This window comes from Bacillus sp. FSL E2-0195, from assembly GCF_038003645.1.
Lineage (GTDB): Bacteria > Bacillota > Bacilli > Bacillales > Bacillaceae_G > Bacillus_A > Bacillus_A mycoides.
Genome location: NZ_JBBOPN010000002.1, coordinates 245,654 through 261,535 on the forward strand (window position 1 = coordinate 245,654; position 15,882 = coordinate 261,535).

The following is a 15,882-nucleotide window of genomic DNA, read 5'->3' on the forward strand; positions in this document are numbered from 1 at the left end:
AAAGAAGTTTGTTTGTTTAATTCACTTTGCAAATTAAACAACATTATTATTTGCTAAAATCGAAAACATTAAAACAAAAACAAATTTCTGTAAGATTAAAAACGAGCGCTCCAATTCATAGCGATAGGATGCTCGTTTTCTATTTATGTATAGAAAACCTCGTCTATTTTTAGTCTATCTCCCTACGTACAATTATAGTAACGTGAATAGTCCGAAACAATTATGTTTCGGACTAGGGGTTCGATATTTTATCCATTTTATTCAACATTTTTTAAGGATTAAGAGTCTGAATTTTCTGATTTATAAAGTAAGAAAAATGTATTACGTTAATCAATAGATACCCCACTAGAGACAATCGGTTTTGTTGGTGCTGGCGTATCTCCGCCATTAAACGAAGAGTGTTGTGATACATTTAAACTAATCATGCTACATGCTAATGCACTTACTACTACCATACTTAATAACACTTTTTTTATTTTTCTCATTACTTTAACGCTCCTTTTCTCAAATGATTCTTATTGGCATTATTGCTAATGTAGAAATATTTGCTCGCCTTAACATGATTATCTGCCTGGTAAAATTGGAGTGCTAAAATCTCTGCATGTTCTTTTACACAATCCCACATGCCCTCTTTTTCAAAATAAGAAATTGCATCAGTAACTACTTTTTCTAGTTTAATTCTAGGCAGTTCTGTGATTAGTTCATTTAAAACTGCGAAACGGTGCTTATATTCCTCATTTCCGGATTCATTTGTATATTTCATTCCCTGTTCGATATATGATTTTGCTGTTTCAACGCCTTCTAATTTATAATATGCTCTTGCTAAGACAAATAATGCTTTAAAATGGTTCGGTATTTTATTTATAATTTCAGAACTCTGTCGGATCGCCAATGGATATAAATCTTGAATATTATATAACCAGCCCAAATTGTAACGTACTCTTAATAATAAATGTTCTTTATCATACTTCTTAAAAACATCAATAACCGTATTGAGACATTCTTCAGCTCTTTCAAACTCTCTTAGATCTATACAAGCTAAGCCATATACATTGTCGCATAAAGCAATATTGATTTCATATCCTACATGATTCAGGTATATTTCTTTCGCTTTTACTACATGTTGAATCGCTTCAAATGGCTGATAAGACTGATAAAAGTAAGTTGAAATTCTATACTTAAACTCGGCTTTTTCTACTTCATCAGGTATATCAATTAAAAGTTCTTCCGCCTTTTCAAAATGTGTTCTCGCTTCAGTATAATTTGCTATAATTGTAGAGTGGATTGCCTTAAAGAAATGATAGTAGTAAGCTAAAAATGAAAATTCATCTTTGATATTAGGGAGCTCTTCTATTTTATTAAAAGAATCTTTAGTAATACTCATTCCATCTACCAAGACCTTATATCTAAAATTCAGTAGTGAATAATAGAATGATAAATATTGGTCTGTTTCTATTCCTTTTAAATTTTCTTGTACTTTTAGATATGTTTGTTTTGCTGCTTTTACATGATATGAACGGATTTCTTCATACCATTCATTTAATATTTTCATCAATTGCTCATTGCTTTTTTCTTGAACAGTCATAATATCCCCCTTTTCTCCGTATAGGCTTATTCTGATAATAACAGGAATTAGATACTTTAAATTTCACTATGAGTTTTTTTCATAAATATACAGAATATTCTGAATAAATTGAGTGTCCATACTTTATTTAATGCGACAAAATATAAGAAAGTATGAGTTTCGTCGATGGATTTTTTAGATGTTTAAACCGTTCCTACTGAATTTTTCTTATAGGAGGTGGCGTAGAATTATGACAGAAACGGAGATGGTATACACCGCTAGTGTATTGAGAAATATATAGCGATATTAAGCTTCAAGGGATTCCACGAAGATAAATAGAAGTATACCTATATCTATTTATAATGAAAAAGGGGCGTTGGTTAGTATGATAAGTTTTGGGATTAATTTACGCACTATCATTAGTTATACACAAGAGAGTAGGAATCGTAATAATATAAAGATTATAAGTCAGTTAGGAATAAAGTTGTTTGATATATACGGAGAACCGTTACCAGTATCAGATGTTAATCGAGAGTTAGTGACGGCTTTAAAACGTCAAGACATAAATAAGCAACGATATATAATAAGTCATTTAGAAGGATAGAAAAACTGATATTATGGGGCGTTTCTTTACAGGAGGCGTTTTTATTTTGCGTAGAAATGAGGATGTAGCCTTTGCTTCAAATAGAAAAATGATAAAATACTGCAAAAATAGTAAAGGAGAAGGATGGCGAATGAAAGGAATCGTTATTTTAGGCAAGGAGAGGGGGACTTAATACTATTTGTTTGACAGAAAAAGATTCATTTACAGGAAAGCACCGACAAGTGAAGAGAAGAGGCATCATAATTCATTGTAGGTCGTTTTTTCTGGTTTGAAATATATTATTTGTGACAATTAAATCGTACATTGATATTGCAATTTTTATGTGGACAGGCATTACCTGACCACAATTGTCGTACTAAATGCGAGTACGTACACGTATGTTGAACAAAACTTAACATGTACAGAGATAATAAGGTTGTTTAATTTACAATAAAGTCGTTTCTGTAGTGTTTAAAGAAATGTAAGTACCATTTTAATGAACTACATGCTACGGAATTAAGTCTATAATTTATAGTTGTAAGATGAATAATAATGAATAAGGAGAATAATTAATATATAATTTAAGAAGAACCAATGTACCTTTATTTTAAACGTGAGCTCTTTAGAGAAACTTTGAAAGTCGTTTGGGGACATTGGTTTATTAATTTTACTAGATGCGATATTATAAAATTGTGCAGTGACCTTTAGGTGATTCCGACCATTAACTGGACTGGGGCTATTGTTCATAGACCTCTAATATTGATGTGAGGCACTCCATTCAATTAGAAAGATGGCACTGCACATTAAATTAAATATAAATCAACGGATTACCTGTCAATTTCGACAGGTTTTTTATTATATCAAAAGGAATATTATAGTTAATGTCGAATACTCCTGTTTAATAGACTATATAGAGAAATTTTAAAACAAATATAGTGAATAGTGTGCAGTTGAAACTCTAAAAGTGTATGGAGCTAGTGAGTCTAGACTCTTTTCTTAAATCTGAGATTAAATATCTGGCGATATAATCCTAACATGCTACATTGGGCCTAAGCTCTAACAGAAACTTGGATGGTCAGATATAATCATATTGCTTACTGTTCGGAGAGGAAATCATGAAAAATACGATTACTCCTTTTAGTTATGGGAATCATTCGGATGATGGAGCTCAAGATATTCGTAAGTTTTATCAGTTTTATGTTGGGATAGATATTGGAGCTAGTTTTCATGTAGCTTCTTGTATTAAATTTGATGCTTTTTTGGACCCTAAAGGAATTGCCTGGAAACGAACAAAAACGATGAAACTTGATTCTGATAGTGCAGGAATCGCAGAATTTTTAAAGGCTTTAAAACAAATAGGAGAACAATTTAATATCACAAAAGATGATTTCCTAATCCTGTTAGAACCGACTGGTGGACATTATTCTTATTTAGTTCAGCAAGTGTTATTGAATGAAGGGTATCAACTCTTTCAGGTAGAGAATAAAGCAGTTGGTGAATTTCGTAAGAATAATTTAGGTATCTCAGAGAAATCGGATTCAATGGATGCCAAAGTAATGTCCTATATGGGGTGGCATAAACAGCTCCATCCTCACATGCAGGGAGTTACTTTAATAAAACCTCAAACTGTCTTACAATCCCTATTTCGGACAGTCATGCGAGATCGATGGTATTTAAATGTTCAGTTAACCCGTAGAAAAAATCAAGTTCAGCAATTATTAAAAGTAACACACCCAGATTTAAATAAGGCATTTGAAAAATTGGGTACTTCTTCAGTAATGAAATTAGTATTAGAATATCCTACGGGCCTTCACATGAAAAAATCATCGGAAGATGAACTGTATAAAGCAATTTCTAAAGCTGGAGCTAAGAATGTGGCGAAAAAGGCTGCTAAAGTGTTATCTGAAATTATGCCCTATACAGTAGCTGTACCTGTGGAACATTTAGTTGGAAGGCAAAGATGGGTTATAGAAGAAGCCTTACGGCTTGAGGAAAGTATTAAACTTATTGATATGGAAATTCATAATCTCCTTTGGGGGAATTCTGAAAAAGGGATTGATTCACATCCATATACAGATTTACTCCTTTCATTCCCTTTTGTAAGTGAAAATATAGCTTGTACGTTAATCGGTGTAATAGGTGATGTAGATCGATTTAATACATATAAAGAGTTTAAGAAATACCTTGGTGTTTCAGCTGAAAATTCGCAATCTGGGACTTCTGTACGCTCGACAAAACAGACATATAGTGGTGTTCGTGATGCACGTCGAGTACTTTATCAGATGTCCATGATGATGTTAGCAAATGGAAAACGAAAACCTACGGTTTTTAAAGCATATTATGATCGTAAAGTGGAAGAAGGAATGATAAAGAAAAAAGCAATTGGTCACCTTTGTGGTAAAATTGCAAATTTAATCTATACAATTTTAAAAAGTGGCCAGAAATACGATCCAAAAATACATGCAGCAGCTTGTGGAATAGAGTGGGATGAAGTGTATAAATTAGAAGAAAAACAAGAGTCTGTACTATTAAATTAGAGGTACAGGATACTTTAACAATAACTATAAAGTAAAGTTACAAAATAGCAAAAAGGAAACGGGATTTTGAGGTGAATAGTAATGAGAAGTGAAAAAGAAATGTTTGATTTAATAATAGGAACAGCTAAAAAAGATGAACGAATTCGAGCAGTATATATGAATGGTTCAAGAACAAATCCTAATGCTCCAAAAGATATCTTTCAAGATTACGATATTGTTTATGTAGTGACAGAAACAGCATCTTTTATAAAAGATAAGACCTGGATTCATACTTTTGGAGATTTACTCATGATACAAGAGCCTGATAAAAATAATGAATCAGCTGGTATGGATATGGATTTTGATAGGTCTTATGGGTATTTAATGCTTTTTACAGATGGAAATCGTATAGATCTTCATATTGAAACGAAAGATACAATGATTGAGGGATATATGAATGATAAACTTACAGTTTCATTATTAGATAAGGACAACATTCTACCACTTATTCCAAAGCCTACAGATATTGGTTATTATGTGAAAAGGCCAACAGCATCTATGATTATGAGCTGTTGTAATGATTTTTGGTGGTGTCTACAAAACGTTGCAAAAGGGATTTGGCGTGATGAATTACCATATGCCAAGCAAATGTTTGAATATGTAATAAGAGGTAGATTAGATCAAATGGTTTCTTGGTGGATTGGTATAAAACACGACTTCCAAGTTTCAACTGGAAAAATGGGGAAGTATTTTAAAAGTTATCTTCCTGAATCGTATTGGAAGATGTATGAAAAAACTTATTCTGACAATAATTACGAGAATTTTTGGGATTCTATATTTGTCACTTGTGAATTGTTTAGAACTTTAGCAGAAGATGTTGCGGATAACTTACTGTTCACATATCCAATTGACGACGATATAAACATGACGAAATATCTTAAACATGTAAGAAATTTGCCTTCTGATGCAAAAGAAATACTTTAATTAAATCTATATAAGTTATAGTTTTTTCCAAAAAAGTAGTTAAATAATGGGGATTTTCTTGAATAAATAACAATTTTTCATTCATTTTCCTAAGTCTATTAAAATACCATAGATCCCTACTTTTTTAGTTGAAAGTAGGGATTATTTTTTTGGGGGGAGAATTTGGACTTCCCCTAAAGTACTACACTACATTTAAAATAAGGTTTTTTAAAAAACGCCAGTCATGTTATTCAACAATCGGGCCATATAACGGAATGGAATGTTGTAAAAATTTAAAATGTTTAAAATAATTATTATTAAGTTAAAGGACAGCGATTGTAGAAAAAGGTGATACGATTTTCTCTTACTTAAGAATTGTGGAAGGGTAAAAAATCCGAGTAATTATATTCCGAAAGGTGTGTTTAATATACTATCAACTAACGTTTTTACTTATAAATCTAAGGACGGAAAAACAGTAACAATTAGAGAAGCTAAAGAACAGGATGCAGAAAGAATGTTAAATTCTGCTTCAAGAGCTTTAAAAAACGCTCCATACATGCTAAGTACGGTTGAGGATGTAAAGCAGATGAGTGTTGATGCTATTCAAAAAACGTTAAAGGCTTATTATGAAAATCCAAATTTTGTACAGTTTATTGCTGAAGTGGATGGTAAGTTAGTCGGTGCAATAGATTTTAAGAACGGAAACAAAGAAAAAATTAGTCATCAAGGTTTTTTTGCGATGACCATACTACCTGAATATCGAAATTATGGTATTGGAAGAGCTCTTCTAGAAACGTTAATCAATTGGGCTAAAAATAACTGTAAGATTGAAAAAGTTTGTCTTGAGGTAATGGAAGATAATTTAGGTGCAATCAGGTTATATAAGAATCAAGGCTTTTTTGAAGAGGGTAGAAAAGCAAAGGGTGTAAAATTGGATGGAGGCTATCAAGATTTAATATTAATGGCTTTATTCGTTTGAAATTGAACATTATTCAAGAACAGGGTGCTATTTTTGCACCAGAACCGTATCACGTGTATGGAATCATTAATATCAAAAAAGCCATCACGCAATGATGATTGCATGATGGCTTTTGTTGTTTTCTTATTTCTTTGTCTCATTGACCCATGTAGCGATGTCCTTGATGACATACGCAGGAACATTGGAAGGGACTTCGTATTCACTAGGGTGACTTAATTCCCCGTCGCCCTCCGTGAAGAAGTGATTCAATTTCGGGTATTCTTTGAAATGAACATTACTGCGGCTTGAAAGCCCTTCTTGCCATTTCGTAAACTCGTCTTTTACTGTTACTTGATAATCACGTGCGCCTTGCAGAATCAGTAATGGCTCTTTTCGTGATTTCGCTTCCTCAACTGGACGCCAACGAGTCACATCATACATGAAATGTGGAGAAAGATAATTATAACCAGCTGGTGGGTGATCTGGATCAAAAGTAGGGTCCTCAATGTAAGCGAATTGTTTTTTTATTTCATCAATATATTCCTTAGGTGCTCCGAGGTACTGATACTGATCAAGGAGCATGTCAGTAAACGGACGTGCAGGTGGTGCCATTAAAATACTTCCTCTTACAAGTGATGAAGGTGCTTTGCTTAGTATGCGCGGCATGGTGCCAGCACCTTGGCTATGTCCGAGAATGAAAATGTTATCTGGGTCAATGCCTTCCTGCTGCGCTGCTGATTTTGCTGCATATATGGCATCATCTGTAGTATCTCGGTCTAACGTTACAGGTTCTGCACTCATTTTAAAACCGTGTTCTAAGGAACGTTTCTCATAACGTAACACTGCGATACCGCTTGATGAAAGACCAGCTGCAAGGTCTCTAAAGATTTTAGCTCCCATAAATGTACTGTCACGATCATGCGGCCCAGAACCGTGAACAAGAACAACAACAGGTACTTTTTCGCCAGGTTTATGTTTTGGAACCGTTAATGTGGCTGGTAACGGGTATGTAGCATTTCCAATGACGATTTCTCGTTCTTGGTAGGAATCAGGTTGGTCATAGCTAGGATGCGGGATGGTATAAGATTTCTCTGGCGCCGTCCTTACGCCAACCTCATCAACTTTGCCGCCAGGCGTGAATTTAAGGAGTAGTGGAATAGTAGTTCCTTCGATAGCTCCTGGAATTTCAACCGTTTGATGGACCAAGTTTCGTTCTTTTATAACAGGTGTTCCCATGCTTGTAATTCTGCTCCCGCCACTTTGTGTCCACCAGCTTTGTAATATGTTTGCCGTAAACTTGGATTGAAAAGCTGCAGACGTCAACTGGAGTGCCTCTGCATATTTACCTTGTTGGAGATATGCAAAAAATAAAGACGTACGCTCGGTTAATGAGACTTGTTTCTTTTCTGCAGTTTGTGCCCCTTGTGTATCCCCATGAATAGCTGTTGTAAGCGGAAAAGAAGAAACACCTAAAGAAAAGAGTAGGGTAAAAGAAAGTGCTGATTTTTGTAACTTCTTTGTTTTCATCCTGTTTAACCCCCAAAATGTAATGGTATGAAATAGGTATGGTAATTAGTGGAATGTTTCCCTATTGGGGTTTCGTTACATGTAAGGAGGAATCCTGCATACATATCATAAAAAGCCCGTTTGAAAGAGTGGAGGAGTTAAGCAATGGATTTATACATAAATCGTTGCTAAATCATAGAAATCGATCGTTTTTCCAACAATGATTCCAATCCCGTTATGATGTAGGGGAAGAAAAACAAGAAGAGAGGGAGGCATACGATGAAGAAATTTTTATGGTTCATTTCTACATTGTGCATGTTTGATTGGTAACAGTGTGTAGTAGCAAAGATGACACTGGAATTTCCATTACCCCATACCGAAAAAAAAGGGTATAGGTATACTTTCCTGTTTAAAATGTTGTTCGTATAGGATGCGAATAAGCTTCCTATACGAACAACATTACATATTAATAATTTACAGGGTTTTAAAAATAAAGAGGTGGTTTTTAAATGTATAATGAGTCAATATATTATCCTTATATAAATTATGATCAATGCTTCGATCGTCAATTCCCTGGTCCTCAGATTCCAGGTATACCTGGAATGCCAGGTTTTCCGGGTGTACCAAGTTTTCCAGGACAGCAAAGTTCACAAGCTCCAACATCTCCTCCTCCATCATTTATTCCTCAACAATCAACTGCTTCACCATCTGCTGTTGATCCAGGGGCAATTTCATTATGTTTATTTCGAAATACTTATATATGGCTTAGTAATGGTGAACAATTTTGGTATTTCCCAATTTTTGTAGGACCAAGGTCTGTTGCTGGTTTTAGATGGAACGGTAGGTTTTGGGTTATTTTTGGAATTGATACGAGAAGGATTATTTCATTTACATGTTTTTAAAAATTATAGAGTAACGATAGAGGTTTAATTATATAAACAAAAGAGGTATTTGAATGAAAAAATTTCAATCATTTGATGGTACAATAACTATGATTAACGATTTTGTAACAGGATCAAACGAAGATATAGGATGTAATAAATTAATGTCCGTAGATAATGGTTATGGGAATCTAATAAATTTTGTAGTGAAACCAAATACGTATTTTATCGACTATGCAACGGTAGTAGTAGGAGATAAAGTAACTGGGTTTTACGATGCTAACGCTCCTGCTCTTCTCATTTTTCCACCACAATTTCAAGCGATTGTTATGGCAAAATATACACCGCATCAAAATGTAAAAGTAGACTATTTTAATGAACAGTTGGAGAGTAGTGATGGAAAATTAAAATTAAATATTTCTCCTTCTACTCAAATTTTATTAACAAATGGTCAATTCTTTACAGGTAATCTTGTAAATCGAAATTTAATAGTTATTTATAGTTTTACAACAATGAGTATACCAGCTCAAACTACACCATATAAAATCATTGTTTTGTGTCAAAAGTGATTTCTATTCTAAAGGGTCTCTCGGTTTATCAAACTACAATCCATTGTAGAATCAAAAATTTTAGCCATCTTATTGACCAGGATCATAGGCATGTCAAGAGACGTTTTGCTAAATCTGCAGGATTTCAAAATCTTCGTCATGCTTCACGTACGATAAAAGGTATCGAGACCATTCATGCCCTATATAAACAACGGCGAAGTCTTCAAAGAGACTCCGCCTTTTCAACGTACAATAGTATTCCTTTCTAAATATGAAGATAAAAGTATCATAAATACATCAATATCATGAAGATACAGGAACCTAATATGTAATATTGCATATTAATGAATTTATATGAGTATATATAACATGAAAATCACTATAACGAACATGCAGGTTTCCTTTTTTATTTGTTATTTTTATCAGTAAAGTAGACCACATATCAGCTTCAGATACTTGTTTTATGATACAAGTAATCAAACAAAAGGAGGGCCATACAACATAATTACACCATTATTAACAGGGCACTCTTTTAAGTACAGGAGATTATTAGCGGGTGGAGAAAATGTTGAAAATATAGAGACAGATAAACATATTCCATATGAAAAAAATGAATTGCAGCAAACTCTAGAAAAGTACGATTCGAAGGAGTTTGAGTTATAAAAAGAAAATAGATAAATTGACAAGAGAAAAGCACTTTGTGTATATCACAGGTGTTTTTTATTTTCATTTTGATATAGGGCTTGAATTAAATTCCCATGTTTTTTTGCGGCCATCCAATACTACATATGTACATATTCATTATTGAAATTAGTAATAATAAAATGTATTATTGAAAAGCACTATTTATAATTCAAGTAATCAAGGCTATGTATCCATAATAATTTGAACATTCAGAAATTATAATATTATCATAAAAATGAGGTGAGGTTAATAGAAACAGTACATATTAAATGGTATGGATTTTATAGTTTAAATGATTTTTATAATAGAGAAGAAGCTTTTAAGAAGGGAATATTTGCAATCTCTAGAGTATATGCTAAGAATGAAACATTGATCTATATAGGAAAAACCAAAAGAAGCTTTATACAAAAGATAAGGGAACTTAATAAAGATTGGATTTTTGATGAAAGTGAATTAAAGATTACATTAGGAATAATAGAGTCTCCTAGTGGTGAAAGTTACTCTGAAAAAAAGGTAAAAGAGATAAAATCCCTTTTGATTTTACGACATACCCCAGTAGAAAACAACACATCTTTATTGTACCATAGAGGGCAGTTTAATTTGAAAATTATAAATAAGGGAAGAAGGGGCTTAATTGTTAAAAAGATTTCTACAGGAGATCTAATGTGGACGTAATTGGAATCACCTTTGAATAAAATTGAAGGTTTCTTACGAACAGATGCTTATCAATTTTTAATGTATTAAAATATTTTTGAATAACATATGTCAGATGCTTGAAACAACACGAATTTTATTATGATATGAAATCTTGTATGGGAATTGTAATTCATTTCCATTGTTTAATAAAAATATTAAGAATTATAAGAATAATGCATAAAGATTAGAAGAGAAAATAAACTCGGAGGTTTAAAAAATGGGACAAGGAAGCAGGTTTCAAGAAAAACAACAAAATCGTCGTAAAAAGGTGATTTTTAATATTGCATTTACTTTGGTATTAGTGACAGTTGGTATAGTGACATACCAGTTGTTTTCCCCTTCTGATACATCAAAGAAAGCAATTGCTCAAGAAAAGAAAGCAACAAAGATAGAAGAGAAGAAACATAAAGAGAAAGAAGCAGCGCAGTTAGAAGAGAAGAAACGTGAAGTGAAAGAAGCGGCGCAGTTAGAAGAGAAGGAACGTGAGGAGAGAGAAGCAGCACTGTTAGAAGAGAAGAAACGTGAAGAGAGAGAAGCAGCACTGTTAGAAGAGAAACAAAAAGCAGAAAAATCAGTAAAAACGAGCGAAAATGAAAATAAAGAGGGAGAAAAAACGGCATCTCAAGAAAAGGGTTCTCAAACTAATCCTTCTTGGAAGCCAATTGGTACAGAGCAAGGAGCAAAACCTGCAATGAAATTTAAAGAAGGAACAGTAGATTGGAATGAGATGAAAAAAGCAATTTCTTATGCTGTTGATGTTCCAGAGGGTCAATTGATTTTTGATTTTATTGGAAATAATGGTGAAAATAAAGCCTACGGTAATGTACGAGATAAGCAAAGTAATAAAAAATATAAGGTTGATATTGATTGGGTAGAGAATCAGGGCTGGAAACCAGTATTTGTTCAGGTGGTAAAATAAATAAGCAAAATGTAAATGCTATCCTCTCTTGTTGTGAGCGACTAAGAAGCTATTAAGTGATGATATAGAAGTTCATATAGTAGAGATTCCAAAGTTGATGAAGCAATGGCGCGAAGAGAAAGTCAATCCGTGGGAAGATTCGTTTGTTCGTTGGTTATTATTATTACCTGCGAATGAAGATGAACATCTCACACAAACATTGGAGGATATTGCCATGAACCGAGATCCGATTTTACAAAAAGCAATGAATAAATGGGAACGTATGAGTCAAGATTCTTCTTTCCGTCAAGCATATGAAGCAAGAGAAAAGGCCTTAATGGATGAGGCAGCAAAATTTGCTCATGCAGAACAACAAGGAATTAAAAAGGGAATTGAACAAGGGGTTGAGCAAGGAAAGATGCAACTCATTCGAGGCATGCATAAAAATGGTGTGTCTGTAGAAGACATTGCAAAGCTTACAGGATTACAAGAAATAGAAATACAGCGATTTTTGCAGAGCTAGTTCTTAGAGAAAGCATTTTATCCAATAAAATGCTTTCTCTAACTCTGCCTGAAAAGAAGATGAGATGTCTCAATCTTCTTTTTCTATTTTTAGGGGATACGGAAACATCAATATCAAGCTAATGAAAACGAAATAATCCAAGACTGAAAACTCCTTCCTCAAAATATAAAGGTGTGAAACACTAATTTTAGGTGGGAGATGAATATCAGTAGGCTTAAGCCTACGTTTTTTTTTTACTGTAGATATCGTATAAAAAGGTGAGGTGCACCCTATGTTAGTAAGTAAAGCATATAAATTTCATATCTACCTAAATAAGAAACAAGAAATATTAATTGCTAAAACCATTGGTTGCAATCGCTTTGTATTCAAAACATGAAATAAATTAGCTAAATTCTTCTCTAAACAAAAGACCACTGATTTATTAAACCGATGGTCTTTTGTTTATATATTATTCATTTGTATAAGTGTCATATTTTTCTAGTGTCTTTAAATGATTTTTGTAATAGAAGCTTCTTATCTTTCTTATTCAAATGTTCCCTTCACTATCGGAACTTTATTTTCTACCATAAACTTGCCTTTTGCAATGACGCTGTGAATGTCCAACGTTTCTTTTTCCAACAATACGATGTCAGCATCCTTCCCGGTTTGGATACAGCCCTTACTTGAAAGTTTCAGCAATTGTGCGGGATTCATGGTAATGACTTCTAGTGCCGTTTCTAACGGAATACCTTCCACTAAAACAGATTCTCGTACTTCGTGAAATAGCGAAGATACTTTTCCAACTTGAAGGCCTGCATACTCCCCATTGTTGTCAAAGAAGGGGAGAGGTGCATGGATTGAAGTTGGTAAGACACTTAACCCTTAACGTATTACCCAAATACCTTTTGACTATCGGCCTTCACAAGCTTGAGGAATAAGAATTCGTTTGGATAATGCGTTAATTCTAATTAATAATTCTTGAAATAAATAATGTTATTATGTAATATATAGGTATATTGTTAGTTTATTTGATTCCGTTTATTCCCACACCTTTTTGTGTTGTGGTTGAGTTGTAGAAGCAAGTTGCGTCTTGTTTCATTTTTGAAAGGGCTTCTTTGAGCCGATTAGTGTATATATAGCTTATTTTGCTATGCACATTATTAATCGACTTGAAGAAGCCCTTTTTGTGTTGTTTTCAAGTTTGTAGGCAGGGTTATTTATGATTCATAACATAACAAAGTAAATAGTAGAGGAGATAGTAAAATGAAAAAAGATTGTAGAAACTTAAGACTAGTACCAACAGTAGAGGAACATAAAACACGAATGGAAAAAAATCAGAAGTCATATGCTTTATCTGCACTGTTAACCGACTCTAGATCGAGAATTAATCAATTACGAGGTTGTTTAGAGGCAGAAATCATATTACCTGATGGTAAAAAGCAATATTTTAAACCAAACTCTATTCATGAAAAAAAGCTACTCAAGAAATTACATTATTTATTAAGGGCATCCAGGAAACAAAAGAAGGCTATGTCATCTTATGGCGCTTTGTCGGGCAACAAAGTTTTTACCATGGTTCAAAGATTGTAGCTGAACCGAAGTTTCGTAAATTCATGTGTAAGATGAAAGATTATTTTTTCGATTATTAAGAAGTGGTTTATGAAACTGAAAAATAAGAAGGATAGAGGGATATAGATATGAAAAAAGATAACATTTGGACAGTATTAGATGATCCAAAAGAGCAGGAAACAAAAGAGCAATCCCAAGAGCCGGATGATATTTTTGCTGGTATGGATGAGCTATCGGAGATTACAGATGAAGAACTACCATTTTAATAAAGTCGGGGTAGTTTATAGAAGGTAGAAGGAAGAACTAAGTGATGTATATACTTGGATCTTCCTTTTTTATTGTAAAAAAAGAACTCGGAGGGAATCGTTATGCGTATAGGAAATGATTTGGCGGCTGGATTTTATCCAACACCACTAACAGTAGGGAAACACTTAGTACAACTATTACAAATGGAATCAGAGCGAGCTTATGCTTGCTTCGAAAGTTGCTCGTACGGTTCCAACGGGAGCTGATGGGAAACACAGTTAAGCTGTGCGCCCATCTTCGACCAACTCAGTTAATTGCCCAAAAGAACAAAGCTGCAGAAGCAATGAACGGTGATGCAACAAGCGGTGGTCTGAATGCAATGCTTGGTGATACAGGGGATATACAGACTCTATTAATTCAAGATATTAAGAGTGGCAATCAATTAAAAGGTTCAACAGAGGAATGGACAAAAGCAGCATCTGATGAATCGAAACGTGTTCTTGCAAATATCGGTAATGTAATTACGCCTGTATTTGAAACAATTGAAATTCAATTCACGAATTGGGTGGAAAAATTACCAGAAACAATGGACGTTGCATTTATGAAAGAGGCTCTATTTGTACAAAGGGCTGTTGAATGTATTAAAAAAGAGCAATTACCTGGTGTTCGAATGAAGCACAATGTACTTGAAATAGATGGAAAAAAGAAGATCTCATACGAGCTTTAACAACACTGAATACAGATAAGCGTATGCTTGTACAAAAACAAGATATTGCATTCTGGGATGAATTGATAGTTGAAGTAGATGCTTCTCAAAAGAAAGGGAAACGAAAAAGTAAAGTAATTGATGGACAATTCGAGTTCGATTTATTTGGTTAAATGAGAGGAGAAAATCATGTTTACAATACTTCTTATCGCACTAATTTGCTATATGTGTTTTGTTGTTTACAAAACAAGAAAACATATGTTGATAGAAGAAAAGAAAAAAGAAAAAGGACCAGAACCGGTGGAACGACCTGTTTATTGGTGTCCGAGAAAAAATAGACCCATTGGCAGGGAACAGGAACGCATTACTGCTCCTACGAAGGAAATCACCTTAGAAAAAGATGTAGCAAGTATATATGATTTAGTTGCTTCGTCGGTTCAAATGAATTTAGGTGAAGAAAAAAAACGTTAGAACAGGACAAGGAAGTTGCAAAAGAAGTGGAGTATGCTGAAGATTTTCACCATACTCCTGCTTCTGAAGCAGTATACGATATCCCTTTTCCTAGCGATGAGGATATACCAGAGGAATTATTAGAATATGAGGAGACATTTCCGGAACTAGAACAGTTGCCGATCCCACTAGAAACAGAGCATATCTTTCCTATTCAACAAGGAGTATCAGGGGTAGATGATATGAATTTGGTAAAGTGGACTGTAAAAGTAATAGGACGAGAACAAGGACTGACACGCGTACTTAATATGTCTGATAATAAGCGTTATTGGATTCATACAGAGGGAGAGATATTACCAGAAAATCAACAATTGTACATAGAATTACAAGCCGATTCACCGTATTCTTATACATTAGTTGAATGGAGAAATAGACAACTAGGGAATATATGAATCTATTTCCTAGTTGTATTTTCTTAGATAAATAGCATGAAATACAGCGTTTTACCACTCATTTGTACAAGGATAAAATAATTTTTATTTTTGTACAAATGAGTGGGACAGAATGATTCACCATATAAGGATATTCGACTATAATGAAACATTGTACGTC

General features: G+C 33.7%; 12 protein-coding genes and 8 pseudogenes. 16 read left to right on the forward strand and 4 right to left on the reverse strand.

What is annotated here, in order from left to right:
* Positions 1 to 326 precede the first annotated feature (326 nt).
* Both MHH59_RS28590 and MHH59_RS28595 read right to left on the reverse strand, forming a co-directional pair.
* On the reverse strand, positions 327 to 485 hold the full coding sequence (locus tag MHH59_RS28590; RefSeq protein ID WP_098180350.1) for a Phr family secreted Rap phosphatase inhibitor: 159 nt from the start codon (positions 483 to 485) through the stop codon (positions 327 to 329).
* Positions 485 to 1,585, reverse strand: a complete 1,101-nt coding sequence (locus tag MHH59_RS28595; protein WP_201055184.1) for a response regulator aspartate phosphatase — start codon at positions 1,583 to 1,585, stop codon at positions 485 to 487. The genes MHH59_RS28590 and MHH59_RS28595 overlap by 1 nt, the downstream gene beginning before the upstream one ends.
* Positions 1,586 to 1,949: 364 nt before the next feature.
* On the opposite strand from MHH59_RS28595, the gene MHH59_RS28600 reads away from it, so the two are divergent.
* The 4 genes from MHH59_RS28600 (at position 1,950) to MHH59_RS28615 (ending at position 6,605) form a co-directional block, all read left to right on the forward strand.
* Positions 1,950 to 2,168: a hypothetical protein gene (locus MHH59_RS28600; RefSeq protein ID WP_002144183.1), complete on the forward strand. Its 219-nt coding sequence runs from the start codon at positions 1,950 to 1,952 to the stop codon at positions 2,166 to 2,168.
* A 1,094-nt stretch (positions 2,169 to 3,262) separates the two neighbouring features.
* The gene (locus tag MHH59_RS28605) at positions 3,263 to 4,684 is read left to right on the forward strand and encodes an IS110 family transposase (protein ID WP_340853427.1); all 1,422 of its coding nucleotides are present in this window, start codon (positions 3,263 to 3,265) and stop codon (positions 4,682 to 4,684) included.
* 81 nt (positions 4,685 to 4,765) lie between these two features.
* Positions 4,766 to 5,647 carry an aminoglycoside 6-adenylyltransferase gene (locus MHH59_RS28610; protein ID WP_340853428.1) on the forward strand — a complete coding sequence of 294 codons (882 nt, stop codon included), beginning with the start codon at positions 4,766 to 4,768 and terminating at the stop codon, positions 5,645 to 5,647.
* A gap of 397 nt (positions 5,648 to 6,044) precedes the next feature.
* Positions 6,045 to 6,605, forward strand: a complete 561-nt coding sequence (locus MHH59_RS28615) for a GNAT family N-acetyltransferase (protein WP_340853429.1) — start codon at positions 6,045 to 6,047, stop codon at positions 6,603 to 6,605.
* Positions 6,606 to 6,728: 123 nt separating this feature from the next.
* Here the strand turns inward: MHH59_RS28615 and MHH59_RS28620 are convergent, their stop codons facing one another.
* Entirely contained in the window at positions 6,729 to 8,111 is a 1,383-nt protein-coding gene (locus MHH59_RS28620) for an alpha/beta hydrolase family protein (RefSeq protein WP_201055186.1), read from the reverse strand.
* A gap of 488 nt (positions 8,112 to 8,599) precedes the next feature.
* On the opposite strand from MHH59_RS28620, the gene MHH59_RS28625 reads away from it, so the two are divergent.
* From MHH59_RS28625 to MHH59_RS28655, 7 genes and pseudogenes are all read left to right on the forward strand, one after another.
* The gene (locus MHH59_RS28625; RefSeq protein ID WP_340853432.1) at positions 8,600 to 8,992 is read left to right on the forward strand and encodes a collagen-like protein; all 393 of its coding nucleotides are present in this window, start codon (positions 8,600 to 8,602) and stop codon (positions 8,990 to 8,992) included.
* A 53-nt stretch (positions 8,993 to 9,045) separates the two neighbouring features.
* Positions 9,046 to 9,540, forward strand: a complete 495-nt coding sequence (locus MHH59_RS28630; RefSeq protein ID WP_340853433.1) for a hypothetical protein — start codon at positions 9,046 to 9,048, stop codon at positions 9,538 to 9,540.
* Between the two features lie 23 nt (positions 9,541 to 9,563).
* Positions 9,564 to 9,788, forward strand: a pseudogene (locus MHH59_RS28635) (DDE-type integrase/transposase/recombinase); the annotation flags it as partial.
* Between the two features lie 655 nt (positions 9,789 to 10,443).
* Positions 10,444 to 10,878 carry a sodium:proton symporter gene (locus MHH59_RS28640; RefSeq protein WP_340853435.1) on the forward strand — a complete coding sequence of 145 codons (435 nt, stop codon included), beginning with the start codon at positions 10,444 to 10,446 and terminating at the stop codon, positions 10,876 to 10,878.
* A gap of 238 nt (positions 10,879 to 11,116) precedes the next feature.
* Complete coding sequence (locus MHH59_RS28645; RefSeq protein ID WP_201055191.1) at positions 11,117 to 11,818, forward strand: YrrS family protein; 702 nt, start codon at positions 11,117 to 11,119, stop codon at positions 11,816 to 11,818.
* Positions 11,819 to 11,861: 43 nt separating this feature from the next.
* A pseudogene (locus MHH59_RS28650) lies at positions 11,862 to 12,320 on the forward strand (Rpn family recombination-promoting nuclease/putative transposase); the annotation flags it as partial.
* A 271-nt stretch (positions 12,321 to 12,591) separates the two neighbouring features.
* A pseudogene (locus MHH59_RS28655) lies at positions 12,592 to 12,687 on the forward strand (helix-turn-helix domain-containing protein); the annotation flags it as partial.
* 155 nt (positions 12,688 to 12,842) lie between these two features.
* On the opposite strand, the pseudogene MHH59_RS28660 reads toward MHH59_RS28655, so the two are convergent.
* Positions 12,843 to 13,151: pseudogene (locus tag MHH59_RS28660) on the reverse strand (amidohydrolase family protein); the annotation flags it as partial.
* Between the two features lie 411 nt (positions 13,152 to 13,562).
* Here MHH59_RS28660 and MHH59_RS28665 point away from each other — a divergent pair.
* The 5 genes and pseudogenes from MHH59_RS28665 (at position 13,563) to MHH59_RS28685 (ending at position 15,722) form a co-directional block, all read left to right on the forward strand.
* Positions 13,563 to 13,948, forward strand: a pseudogene (locus MHH59_RS28665) (DUF6018 family natural product bioysynthesis protein).
* A 48-nt stretch (positions 13,949 to 13,996) separates the two neighbouring features.
* Complete coding sequence (locus tag MHH59_RS28670) at positions 13,997 to 14,134, forward strand: hypothetical protein (RefSeq protein WP_181777929.1); 138 nt, start codon at positions 13,997 to 13,999, stop codon at positions 14,132 to 14,134.
* Positions 14,135 to 14,236: 102 nt separating this feature from the next.
* A pseudogene (locus MHH59_RS28675) lies at positions 14,237 to 14,356 on the forward strand (DUF6094 domain-containing protein); the annotation flags it as partial.
* A gap of 65 nt (positions 14,357 to 14,421) precedes the next feature.
* Positions 14,422 to 14,993 (forward strand): annotated as a pseudogene (locus tag MHH59_RS28680) (hypothetical protein); the annotation flags it as partial.
* Positions 14,994 to 15,009: 16 nt separating this feature from the next.
* Positions 15,010 to 15,722, forward strand: a pseudogene (locus tag MHH59_RS28685) (transposase).
* Positions 15,723 to 15,882 lie beyond the last annotated feature (160 nt).

Coding starts and splice junctions, on each gene's coding strand:
- MHH59_RS28620 (WP_201055186.1), bottom strand. CDS start 8,111: ATGAAAACAAAGAAGTTACAAAAATCAGCACTTTCTTTTACCCTACTC.
- MHH59_RS28600 (WP_002144183.1), top strand. CDS start 1,950: ATGATAAGTTTTGGGATTAATTTACGCACTATCATTAGTTATACACAA.
- MHH59_RS28670 (WP_181777929.1), top strand. CDS start 13,997: ATGAAAAAAGATAACATTTGGACAGTATTAGATGATCCAAAAGAGCAG.
- MHH59_RS28595 (WP_201055184.1), bottom strand. CDS start 1,585: ATGACTGTTCAAGAAAAAAGCAATGAGCAATTGATGAAAATATTAAAT.
- MHH59_RS28590 (WP_098180350.1), bottom strand. CDS start 485: ATGAGAAAAATAAAAAAAGTGTTATTAAGTATGGTAGTAGTAAGTGCA.
- MHH59_RS28625 (WP_340853432.1), top strand. CDS start 8,600: ATGTATAATGAGTCAATATATTATCCTTATATAAATTATGATCAATGC.
- MHH59_RS28630 (WP_340853433.1), top strand. CDS start 9,046: ATGAAAAAATTTCAATCATTTGATGGTACAATAACTATGATTAACGAT.
- MHH59_RS28610 (WP_340853428.1), top strand. CDS start 4,766: ATGAGAAGTGAAAAAGAAATGTTTGATTTAATAATAGGAACAGCTAAA.
- MHH59_RS28605 (WP_340853427.1), top strand. CDS start 3,263: ATGAAAAATACGATTACTCCTTTTAGTTATGGGAATCATTCGGATGAT.
- MHH59_RS28645 (WP_201055191.1), top strand. CDS start 11,117: ATGGGACAAGGAAGCAGGTTTCAAGAAAAACAACAAAATCGTCGTAAA.